Source organism: Legionella impletisoli, assembly GCF_900639875.1.
In the GTDB taxonomy this organism is placed as follows: domain Bacteria; phylum Pseudomonadota; class Gammaproteobacteria; order Legionellales; family Legionellaceae; genus Legionella_A; species Legionella_A impletisoli.
Genome location: NZ_CAAAIA010000007.1, coordinates 137,718 through 148,159, shown reverse-complemented (window position 1 = coordinate 148,159; position 10,442 = coordinate 137,718). Strand labels below are relative to the sequence as shown.

Here is a 10,442-nt window from a genome sequence, read left to right as displayed (position 1 = left end):
TGATCGTAATCACTCTTTTTTAACAGGCGTCTTCGTTTACTAAAACAATACACTTAGGCGGACAAACGTTTACGGCCTTTCGCACGACGACGATTAATGACCAAACGACCACCGCGAGTCGCCATCCGAGCACGGAAACCGTGATCTCTTTTTCGTTTTAGATTACTAGGTTGAAAAGTGCGTTTCATGATGAACCTGCAAATAATTTTTCAAAGTGGGCAATGATAGATAACTTTCAACTAGGTGTCAAACAGGTTTTTTTTCAAGATTTAAAGTTATGCAGAAGCGTAGTAATTATTATCATTTAATATTTTTTACTTGATATTTATTATAAGTCTGCGTTTACCTGTTAATCATTATAATATTGTATTATTTATCATATGGTTATCTAAAGGCAAACCTTGTTTAAAAGCCCTGTTTTTACTCAGGATTAGATCCTGGATAAGTTTATCCTGCTCTTTAATTCTTAGTTTTATACACCACTAACACGTAGTTTTAGATCCCATCCATTCACATTATTATTAAATGTTAAATAACAGTTCACCTCTAGATGTATTTTTTAAATTGATAGAGTTGAGTTAATAGATGAATGAGAAAAAGCATGCTAAAGCACAAAAAACGAAATACCTTCATCTTGATGGGCTAAATGTTTCTGAAGGTCTGCTGTAATTAATATAATGATTTAATTTCTTAACTTATTACTTATTATAAGCACAAAAAAATCAGTTGATAACATTTAAAAAATCAATAAAATCAATCATATAATCTTACTTTCTTCTTGTTTGTAATCTCTTAACGTAAGCGCGTGTAAGATCGGGATAACCCAGTCTTTTCTTTTTTCCTAAGGGTTATACCCTAACTATTCCTATACTTTTTTGTACTTTATCCACTATTTTTTGTGAATAAATGCTACGATTCATGTCCTTGTTCCGTTATAATCTTTGTTTGGTTATTTTTTTTGCATTTCATAACCATCCCTAAAACCTCTTCGCAGTTTTTTCTTGCCCTGGAGGCGCATTCAATGGCACTATTTTAATGGTGCTTAATGAACATACATGAGGTAACGACTGGAGCCTTTTTAACACGATCCTATTGTGTTCTATTAGGGGGGCTTTAAAATCGTTTCGTCTTCAAGTAGCTTATAGATTGAATGGGGTTGTATGAGGGATGGATTTACGCTTCTTTGGTTTGCCTGTATGCCTGATAGACCTGCTTGAGTGTCAAATACTGTATTGCATATCCTAGCGCTAGCATATACCTCGAGAAAGCGTATAGAAAACATGTTTGAGGAGTTATCTGTGTCTGCAACTGTCTGGCAGAAGTGTTTAGAGTATTTACAAGAAGAGTATCCAGCTCAGCAATTTAATACCTGGTTGCGCCCTCTCCAGGCGGAAGCAGCGGACGATAGCACGTTGGTGTTGCTAGCGCCCAATCGTTTTGTCGTGGACTGGGTCAAAAAGCATTTTTATAGTCGAATTTTAGAATTGGTCGGTCAACTCAGCGCAGATGCAATAAAGCTTGTCAGTATTGAGATTGGCAGCAAATTAGCGAACCCTGTTGTTCTTGACGAAAAAAAGATATCGGATGCGCCAGCGGTAAAAGTTTCCCCCAAAAAAACAGCGGATCATTATAAAAACAGTTATCTTAATAAAAAATTTGTTTTTGACAGCTTTGTCGAAGGAAACTCAAACCAATTGGCAAAAGCGGCCGCCTTGCAAGTGGCTGAGCGCCCGGGGGATGCCTATAACCCATTATTTATTTATGGTGGTGTTGGATTGGGTAAAACCCACTTAATGCATGCGATTGGAAATTCTATTCTTAAGAATAACCCAGAAGCCAAAGTGTTATATTTGCATTCTGAGCGTTTTGTTGCGGATATGGTCAAAGCGTTACAAACCAACTCCATTAATGAGTTTAAACGATTTTATCGCTCACTCAATGCATTACTAATTGATGATATTCAATTTTTTGCAGGTAAAGACCGCTCTCAGGAAGAATTTTTCCACACCTTTAATGCCTTACTTGAAGGCCAACAGCAGATTATTTTAACAAGTGATCGCTATCCTAAAGAAATTGAAGGCGTTGAAGAACGGCTTAAATCACGGTTTGGATGGGGATTAACCGTTGCGGTAGAGCCACCTGAATTGGAAACGCGCGTTGCAATTTTAATCAGTAAGGCCGAGTTATCCAATATTGAGCTACCTTATGAAGTCGCCTTTTTCATTGCCAAACGCATTCGCTCCAACGTTCGTGAATTGGAAGGAGCCTTAAGACGCGTCATTGCCAATGCACATTTTACTGGTAAACCAATTACCATTGAGTTTGTGAATGAAGCGCTCCGTGATCTTTTAGCTTTACAAGATAAATTAGTAACCATTGAAAACATTCAAAAAACCGTAGCAGAATATTATAAGGTGAAGGTTGCTGATTTGCTTTCAAAGCGACGTAGTCGTTCAATCGCAAGGCCAAGGCAAATGGCCATGGCATTAGCTAAAGAATTAACGAACCATAGTTTACCTGAAATTGGGGATCATTTTGGCGGCCGCGATCATACCACCGTGATTCATGCTTGCCGTAAGGTAAAAGAATTATTACAAGAAGCTGGTGATTTTGCAGAAGATTATAAAAATCTCATGCGCACCTTATCGTCTTAATTTGAGAATGCCATGTTTGAACTGTCGATTAGTAAACAACATCTCTTAACGCCGCTGCTGACCGTTGCTGGTGCGGTTGATAAAAAGCAGTCTTTGGCGATTTTGGCGAATATTTTAATCACATTACAAGGTGAGCATGTTTTATTAACCGCAACGGATCTCGAAATTGAGATCACCGCAACGATTCCTTGCCAGGCCAATCAAGCTTCCGGTGCTATCACTGTTCCAGCTAAAAAATTCGTTGATATTATGCGATCGCTTGAAGATACGGCGAGCCCTATTATTTCTTGTGGTGAGAAAGGGGTTGTGATTAAAGCTGGACGAAGCCAGTTTAAATTAGCTACATTGCCTGCGGATCATTATCCCAACAGCGAAGATGAAGTCAGTGATTTGGAATTAACCTTAGCACGAACGGATTTAGTGCATTTATTGCAGTCTACGCACTTTTCGATGTCGCAACAAGACGTTCGTGTGTTTTTAAATGGGTTGTTATTGGAGCTGGAAGGTCAGCAGATCACCGCTGTAGCCACCGATGGGCACCGTATGGCGATTTGCAAATTAGCGTGTGATACTGGGGGACAATCGCAACGTCTTTTAATTCCACGAAAAGGGATTCAAGAAGTATTGCGACTGCTTGGTAATATCACGGATGATCGCGTGACACTCGCTGCTGGCAAAAACCATTTTAAAGTCATGACTGAGCAATACACGTTTGTTTCAAAGTTAATAGAAGCACGCTTTCCCCCTTACGCCAAAGCTATTCCTAAAGAGCAAGATAAGCACGTAGTGCTGGAACGTGATGTGTTAAAACGAGCCCTGTCACGCATTGTCATATTGGCCAATGAAAAATCGCGCGCGGTATTGCTGCATATGCAAGACTCGCAATTAACGCTAGTTGCCAATAATCAAGAGCACGAAGAGGCGATGGAACATCTAGAAGCTAAAACCCAGGGCGATGAGTTAAAAATTGGTATTAATGCTGGATATTTACAAGACGTTTTAAACTCTGTCCCGGAAGGTCCTTTGCAATTGTCTATGACCAATAGTGATAGCAGTGTGTTAGTGGAGTCATTACAGGATGAGACGTATCAATACATCATCATGCCGATGAAAATTTAGGACCTTGTCATTCATGAACCTCAATCAACTTGATGTTCATCATCTGCGCAATATTTCTGAAGCTCGGCTTAAACTTCATCCAGGCTGTAATCTCATTGTGGGAGAAAATGGCAGTGGTAAAACGTCTCTTTTAGAATCCATTTACCTCCTAGCAACAGGGCATTCCTTTAGAACACGAGAAACCAATCCATTGATTCATGAAGGGCACTCTAAGCTCACTGTGTTTGCAAAGCTTGCCCAAGATGAAACCCTAAGTATACAGAAATCAATCTCAGGGCCTACGGTTGTGCATATAAACCGTAAGATTTGTCACAGCAGCAGCGAGTTAGCTCGCTTTCTTCCTTGCCAGGTATTTTACCAAGACATTTTTAACATCATCGATGCTGGCCCTTCCATACGTCGCTCGCTTTTAGACTGGGGAATGTTTCACGTGAAACAAGAGTATCTTTCGTTGTGGAAAGACTATCGTCGCGTGCTTAAACAACGAAACGCACTTTTGCGTCTAAAAGCCGAACCTAAAGCATTCATCCCCTGGAATAAGCAACTTGTGGCACTTGCTGAACAATTGGACCAGTTTCGAGAGCCCTACGTTTGTGAATGGATGAATGCGTTTCAGTCGATCTTAGCGCAATTAACCGATACGCCTGCTGCAGTTCAGTATTTTAAAGGGTGGGGGAAAAAACAAGGCACGCACGATTTATCTACGATTCTAAACGAGCAATTTGCATCGGATCGCTTACGCCAATACACGCAATCGGGCGCTCACCAGGCCGACCTCTTGTTTCAGCTTGAGGGCTCAGGAAAAGCTAAGCAGCTCTATTCCCGCGGCCAGCAAAAAATAATTCTTATTGCCTTAAAGTTAGCCCAAGCCACATTAATGCCTAATGAATGTGTCTTTCTCTTCGATGATCTAGCCGCCGAACTGGATCGTAACCATTTACAACGAATTTTCCAGTATCTTAGAGAAGTCAAGGGGCAACTCATTCTCACGGCTATTGATATTAACCACTTGCCTTTGGATGAGCTTGGTCGCGATTATAAAGTGTTTACTGTCCGCCATGGGCAAGTTGAAGAAATGGAATCCAATGAGGCACTATCCTATAAGAATGATTATGAAGCAAAAATTATTATAAAGGGTTAATCAGTGAAGTTTACAGGATTATTACTAGGAGTAATATTAGGAAAAGTTAAACCGCCATCCATCTGAACACGTTCTCCTTGTTTCAGTTGTTTTAAGACCGTCTGATCCTTGGGATACACGAAGCATCGAATTTCTTTTCCCTCTTTGGTTTTAAAGATAGTCATTTGATGATCTTTGCTACTATCAGCAATGGCTAGACAACAAATACCTAATGTCAGTAACATAGAAATGATAAGCCTCATGCTCATAACGATCGCCTAATTAGTTACAATGGTCATAAAAGACACGTTCCTAATAAGTATAATTTAGTTTTTTGATTATATATTAAATGATAGAGATGTATTGTAAACACGCTCCAGTTGCTGAATACATGAATTTCAGCAAATTGTTTCACGTGAAACAGATTTGCCATTATACATGCACGACGTTTATACAGTTAAAACTTGAAGGCCATGTCCTATGGGTGCATGCATTGGTAATTTCATCTTTGATGAAAAGATGTAACAAATATATGAAACTCCTGTTCTTTGATCCCTCATCCGCCCTTCTTCCTGAGCTGAATCTTCTACACAACACTCAAAATCTAGTCAAGCTCTAGTCTTCTAGGTTCTTTGACTTGACCACAGACTCCATAATTACTGCGCTAAACACACTGGGCTACTCGGTCAAGCCATGTGGCGTAGGCAGAGATGTGATCAAGAGATAGCTCCCTGAGGGAGAAGCAAAAATACTGGCTGAATAGTGAAGAAAATTCTTAATAACTAAAGAGAGTCTGTGTGGATGATCTTAAACTCTTTGAATTAGCGCTACCCACGAAGGCATTACTTTATAGCCCTAGTTTATGGTATAATTCTACGATTTCCCCCCCGGTTTTCATACGAGGAATCCCTATGAGTGTTGAGACCAGTTACGATTCAAGTAATATTAAGGTGTTAAAAGGATTGGATGCCGTTCGAAAGCGTCCTGGTATGTATATTGGCGATACCGATGATGGAACGGGCTTGCATCACATGGTTTTTGAGGTAGTGGATAACTCCATTGATGAGGCATTGGCAGGTTATTGTAAAGAAATCCACGTCACAATTCATGCTGATGAATCCATTACCGTTAAAGACGATGGGCGAGGAATTCCGGTTGATATTCATAAAGAAGAAGGCCGCTCAGCCGCTGAAGTGATTATGACAGTGCTTCATGCCGGCGGTAAATTTGATGATAATTCTTATAAAGTCTCTGGTGGATTGCACGGGGTTGGGGTTTCTGTGGTGAATGCGTTATCTGAAGAGCTACATCTTCTGATTCGCCGCCATGGAAAAGTCCATGAGCAACATTACTTGAATGGGGTGCCTGAGGCCCCTTTAACGGTCACCGGAGAAGCGGATAGCACTGGCACGCAAGTCTGGTTTAAACCCAGTGCAAACACCTTCACCAATATTGAGTTTCATTACGATATCCTGGCGAAACGCTTGCGAGAGTTGTCTTTTTTAAATTCAGGTGTTTGCATTCATTTGCACGATGAACGCACCGATAAACACGATACTTTTCGTTACGAGGGGGGTATAAAAGCCTTTGTTGAGCATCTTAATCGCAATAAGAATCCCATCAACTCGGTCGTATTTTCGATGAGCGGTGATAAAGAAGGCGTAACCGTCGAAGTCGCCATGCAATGGAATGACTCGTATCAAGAAAATATTTTCTGTTATACCAACAATATTCCGCAACGTGATGGTGGGACCCATTTGGCAGGATTTCGTGGTGCATTGACTCGAACGTTGAATAACTATATCGAATCGGAAGGGTTAGCTAAAAAAGCAAAAGTCGCAACAACTGGCGATGATGCGCGTGAAGGGTTAACGGCGGTTTTATCGGTAAAAGTCCCTGATCCTAAGTTTTCTTCGCAAACGAAAGATAAATTGGTTTCATCCGAAGTAAAAGGCGTTGTCGAATCGTTGGTTTCAGAAAAATTTAACGATTTCTTACTCGAGCAACCTGCAGCCGCTAAAGCCATCGTTGGCAAAATGATTGATGCGGCAAGAGCTCGCGAAGCCGCAAGGCGCGCACGCGATATGACAAGACGAAAAGGCGCGTTAGATATCGCGGGCCTTCCAGGTAAATTAGCGGATTGCCAGGAAAAGGACCCTGCTTTATCAGAATTGTATATTGTAGAGGGTGACTCAGCGGGAGGCTCAGCAAAACAAGGCCGCGATCGTAAATTCCAGGCTATTTTACCTCTTAAAGGTAAAATCCTTAATGTGGAAAAAGCACGGTTTGATAAAATGTTATCCTCGCAAGAGGTCGCTACATTAATCACCGCGTTAGGTTGTGGGATTGGGGCGGATGAATACGATCCTGATAAAATACGTTATCACCGCATCATCATTATGACGGACGCGGACGTTGACGGTTCTCACATTCGCACACTCTTATTAACGTTCTTTTACCGCCAAATGCCAGAACTTATTGAACGAGGGTATATTTATATTGCCCAACCACCTCTTTATAAAGTGAAAACCGGTAAACAAGAGCAATACGTAAAAGACGATGACGCGTTGTTTGATTATCTTACGAACAATGCACTGGATGGGGCTGCTTTCTATCCTTCTAAAGACGCACCGCCAATTACAGCTCAAGCGCTTGAAACGTTGGTGAACGATATAAGGCAAATGGAAAAAATCGTGAAGCGATACTCCAGGCGTTATCATCCTGAGATTCTGAAACAATTAGCTTACATGCCTTTAGTGCAGAAAGATGATTTCAATCGCGAAGAAATCATTCAGCAATGGGTAAACCAATTAAGTACACGTATCCAACAATGCAATACCAAAACGCATCAGTTTCGTGTAAAAGTGATCCATGATCAAGAAAATGATCATTATTTACCACGTGTTATTATCACTCAGCATGGGGTAGATGTGCCGGTTGATTTAAATACGGAACTCTTTTTATCCAAAGATTACAAAGAATTGGTGCGAATTGGTAAGAGCCTTGGGGAGCTCATGGAAGAAGGTGCTTACATCAAGCGTAATGATAAAACATTAGCCGTGGAAAGCTTTGATCAAGCCTTGAGTTGGCTTATGGATGAAGCCAAGCGCGGCCAAACCATTCAACGTTATAAGGGCTTAGGAGAAATGAATCCAGATCAACTGTGGGAAACGACAATGGATCCTGCCAGCCGCCGTATGATGCAAGTCACCATTGAAGATGCTGTGGCCGCAGATGAAATCTTTACCACTTTAATGGGTGATCAGGTTGAGCCGAGAAGAGAGTTTATCGAAGAAAACGCTCTGGATGCTGAAAATATTGATGTTTAAGAAGTCTCTTTATATTGGTTGAAAGGCTTTTTTTTCAATTATAACCCTTTCGTCGAATTACCGCGGTCTAGACTGCGGTATCGATGGGAAGCATGGTATAAATTCTGTTATCAATCGCGAGAATTCGAACGTATAAAAATGACTAAAGCTGTGAGTATTAAATTGAGTTGAGGTTTATTAAATTTTAGTGTTGTAATTAGGTAAACGAAGAAATGAAAACCAGTGCACAAGCTTATATTTTACTCAAAGCCCGCTTCCTTGCGGTAAAGCATTATGTGTGCTGGTCCTTAGTTGACTTCTTGTCAGACACTCCGTGTCAATCCCTGTAATGCAAGTATAACTTTTTCACAGAGTGTGTCATCTAAGCTTGGACTTATAATCTTGTAAGAAATCTCTCAAATTGCTTTATTGATCAAGGCCGACAAAACTCTGGTTTGCACACTCGCTAAAATGGTCAGAATGATATAACGGGCGTATTGTTTGGCTTGTTGAATGTTTGATTGTTTACTGGTTGAGCGGAGGATAAGAAAAGCAAGTGGAATGGATGCCGCAATGATCCAAGGCTTGTATTGGTTAAATACTTGCATCCAATATTGTTTATGACGCATCGCTTCCTGTTGCTCGTGATGATATTTCTTTTCCATCCTCTTTAAGGTGTTGAGTACTTCGCTTCTCGTCGTCATATTGGTCTTTACCTTCTTGTTGGGATAATAACCTTCTGGTTCGCTCAAAGCTCATATTTTTTAAGGTATACAACAAGTATTTTACTGAGATCCCTAAAAAAATAAGGTTCAGAATGAATACCCCAGCTAGAGCAATGAGCACACTTTGAAACAAGGTGTAAAATCCATAACCAAATAAAATCATGGCCGTAAAGTACGAGGTTATTGCAATAGCAATTAAAATGCCAACGTTCATAACCAAGGGAAAAACACTTAAACCGGCAAGCTTTGTTTCTAGCTTCACGATGGCAAGTAAGGTTTTTATTGCCTCGTATTTGCTAGAAACAAGCCCGGTTAATTCATCAACTGCTCTCATTATTTACGAAGTAAAGAAGACAGTAAAAATCCTACACCTGCTGCAATTAAAACCGATGTCATTGGATTTTTTTTGACTTTTTCAGCAAGCTCGTCGCTGTATTCTTTCGCTTGTTGCTGGGCGTCATTAACTTTATTTACGCCTTCTTCATAAAGCTCATGAGCGTATTTTTTGCTCTCATGCAATAGTGCATTTGCTGCTTCTGCAACGTGTGCTTTTTCGGTATTGTTACTTCTTTTTTTTGTTGTAGTTGCCATTTTCCAGTCCTTTGTTTTTGGTGTTGTTGGTGATTGTAATGATAGTCAACATTTTATAAAAATGTGAAATTTCAAAGGATTTTTTTATTCATTACACGGTAAAAGCTTTATAAAGTAAAAATAACCCGATTAAAAGATACAGGACGGTTACTGCAATCAAATAAGGTTGATGAGTAAACCACCAATTCGCTATATTCACCCCCCATTCGGGCATAAGTAGGCGAAATAATCCACTTAAGAGCACTAGCCAAGATATTAGTGTAATGAGAACCGGCCAATCCATGACCCAGATGTTATGACTGACCACCATTAATAGTCCGAGGATAATCGTTATAATGCCAAGTATAAGAATCAGCGAAGGCTGGCTTGCGATATTTAACAAGATTGCTTCCATTTTTCGTCTTCGGACAAGAACAAATAAGCTGACAATGACAAAATACCAGCCAATGACTTCTGCAAGAAATAGGGTGATGTTCATGATCTGTCCTTAATTAATCATTCGTCCTTTTCATTAGTGTAGAAAGAATTATGAGAATAGACCAGCTAAGCCAGCGATACGAAGACGCATAACCTAGTTTTACTGTTTAGCCTAAAGTTTTTCCAAGTTTGTTCGACAATACAATACAAGTTGTTGCCAAAATAATAATTACAAGGAGCAGGCAATGTCTGACAATCATGTGTTGCAGGAGTCGTTTCTTAAGGCATTAGTGCGAGAAAAAATGCCCGTATCTATCTTTCTAGTCAATGGCATCAAATTACATGGAATCGTAGATGATTACGATGAACACGTCATCTTGCTTAAAAATGCTGTAACGCAAATGGTGTTTAAGCATGCCGTATCTACCGTAGTGCCTTCAAGGGCCCTAAATTTGTCCTCTGGTGACTAAATTAAAAATATGGCAGACTGACGCAATTTTTACGTTGA

At 40.2% G+C, this 10,442-nt stretch carries 11 protein-coding genes; 5 read left to right on the top strand and 6 right to left on the bottom strand.

Annotated elements, in window-relative coordinates; genetic code table 11:
- Window positions 1–53 precede the first annotated feature (53 nt).
- Window positions 54–188: a 50S ribosomal protein L34 gene (gene rpmH, locus E1O41_RS08855; protein ID WP_131776956.1), complete on the bottom strand. Its 135-nt coding sequence runs from the start codon at window positions 186–188 to the stop codon at window positions 54–56.
- A 1,110-nt stretch (window positions 189–1,298) separates the two neighbouring features.
- On the opposite strand from rpmH, the gene dnaA reads away from it, so the two are divergent.
- The 3 genes from dnaA to recF are packed head-to-tail and all read left to right on the top strand — an operon-like array spanning window position 1,299 to window position 4,914.
- Complete coding sequence (dnaA, locus tag E1O41_RS08850; RefSeq protein ID WP_131776955.1) at window positions 1,299–2,654, top strand: chromosomal replication initiator protein DnaA; 1,356 nt, start codon at window positions 1,299–1,301, stop codon at window positions 2,652–2,654.
- Window positions 2,655–2,666: 12 nt separating this feature from the next.
- The gene (gene dnaN, locus E1O41_RS08845) at window positions 2,667–3,773 is read left to right on the top strand and encodes a DNA polymerase III subunit beta (protein ID WP_131776954.1); all 1,107 of its coding nucleotides are present in this window, start codon (window positions 2,667–2,669) and stop codon (window positions 3,771–3,773) included.
- 13 nt (window positions 3,774–3,786) lie between these two features.
- Window positions 3,787–4,914 (top strand): DNA replication/repair protein RecF, encoded by a 1,128-nt coding sequence (recF, locus tag E1O41_RS08840; protein WP_131776953.1) that lies wholly within the window; start codon window positions 3,787–3,789, stop codon window positions 4,912–4,914.
- Here recF and E1O41_RS08835 read toward each other — a convergent pair.
- A complete protein-coding gene (locus tag E1O41_RS08835) occupies window positions 4,911–5,162 on the bottom strand; it encodes a hypothetical protein (protein ID WP_131776952.1) in 252 nt (83 codons plus the stop codon). The genes recF and E1O41_RS08835 overlap by 4 nt on opposite strands.
- A 642-nt stretch (window positions 5,163–5,804) precedes the next feature.
- Between E1O41_RS08835 and gyrB the strand changes: the two genes are divergently transcribed.
- Window positions 5,805–8,222, top strand: a complete 2,418-nt coding sequence (gene gyrB / locus E1O41_RS08830) for a DNA topoisomerase (ATP-hydrolyzing) subunit B (RefSeq protein ID WP_131776951.1) — start codon at window positions 5,805–5,807, stop codon at window positions 8,220–8,222.
- 395 nt (window positions 8,223–8,617) lie between these two features.
- Here the strand turns inward: gyrB and E1O41_RS08825 are convergent, their stop codons facing one another.
- The 4 genes from E1O41_RS08825 to E1O41_RS08810 all read right to left on the bottom strand — a co-directional run bounded on the left by E1O41_RS08825 (window position 8,618) and on the right by E1O41_RS08810 (window position 9,995).
- A complete protein-coding gene (locus tag E1O41_RS08825) occupies window positions 8,618–8,830 on the bottom strand; it encodes a hypothetical protein (protein ID WP_131776950.1) in 213 nt (70 codons plus the stop codon).
- Window positions 8,820–9,260: a hypothetical protein gene (locus E1O41_RS08820; RefSeq protein ID WP_131776949.1), complete on the bottom strand. Its 441-nt coding sequence runs from the start codon at window positions 9,258–9,260 to the stop codon at window positions 8,820–8,822. Before E1O41_RS08820 ends, E1O41_RS08825 begins: the two co-directional genes overlap by 11 nt.
- Window positions 9,260–9,517, bottom strand: a complete 258-nt coding sequence (locus tag E1O41_RS08815) for a DUF883 family protein (protein WP_131776948.1) — start codon at window positions 9,515–9,517, stop codon at window positions 9,260–9,262. Before E1O41_RS08815 ends, E1O41_RS08820 begins: the two co-directional genes overlap by 1 nt.
- A gap of 91 nt (window positions 9,518–9,608) precedes the next feature.
- Window positions 9,609–9,995 carry a hypothetical protein gene (locus E1O41_RS08810; protein WP_131776947.1) on the bottom strand — a complete coding sequence of 129 codons (387 nt, stop codon included), beginning with the start codon at window positions 9,993–9,995 and terminating at the stop codon, window positions 9,609–9,611.
- A gap of 184 nt (window positions 9,996–10,179) precedes the next feature.
- Here E1O41_RS08810 and hfq point away from each other — a divergent pair, with 184 nt between their 5' ends.
- Window positions 10,180–10,404 (top strand): RNA chaperone Hfq, encoded by a 225-nt coding sequence (gene hfq, locus E1O41_RS08805; RefSeq protein WP_131776946.1) that lies wholly within the window; start codon window positions 10,180–10,182, stop codon window positions 10,402–10,404.
- Window positions 10,405–10,442 lie beyond the last annotated feature (38 nt).

What these genes read in the sequence shown, in the direction of transcription:
- rpmH (WP_131776956.1), bottom strand. Translation starts at nt 188, where the DNA reads ATGAAACGCACTTTTCAACCTAGTAATCTAAAACGAAAAAGAGATCAC.
- dnaN (WP_131776954.1), top strand. Translation starts at nt 2,667, where the DNA reads ATGTTTGAACTGTCGATTAGTAAACAACATCTCTTAACGCCGCTGCTG.
- recF (WP_131776953.1), top strand. Translation starts at nt 3,787, where the DNA reads ATGAACCTCAATCAACTTGATGTTCATCATCTGCGCAATATTTCTGAA.
- E1O41_RS08835 (WP_131776952.1), bottom strand. Translation starts at nt 5,162, where the DNA reads ATGAGCATGAGGCTTATCATTTCTATGTTACTGACATTAGGTATTTGT.
- gyrB (WP_131776951.1), top strand. Translation starts at nt 5,805, where the DNA reads ATGAGTGTTGAGACCAGTTACGATTCAAGTAATATTAAGGTGTTAAAA.
- E1O41_RS08825 (WP_131776950.1), bottom strand. Translation starts at nt 8,830, where the DNA reads ATGCGTCATAAACAATATTGGATGCAAGTATTTAACCAATACAAGCCT.
- E1O41_RS08820 (WP_131776949.1), bottom strand. Translation starts at nt 9,260, where the DNA reads ATGAGAGCAGTTGATGAATTAACCGGGCTTGTTTCTAGCAAATACGAG.
- E1O41_RS08815 (WP_131776948.1), bottom strand. Translation starts at nt 9,517, where the DNA reads ATGGCAACTACAACAAAAAAAAGAAGTAACAATACCGAAAAAGCACAC.
- E1O41_RS08810 (WP_131776947.1), bottom strand. Translation starts at nt 9,995, where the DNA reads ATGAACATCACCCTATTTCTTGCAGAAGTCATTGGCTGGTATTTTGTC.
- hfq (WP_131776946.1), top strand. Translation starts at nt 10,180, where the DNA reads ATGTCTGACAATCATGTGTTGCAGGAGTCGTTTCTTAAGGCATTAGTG.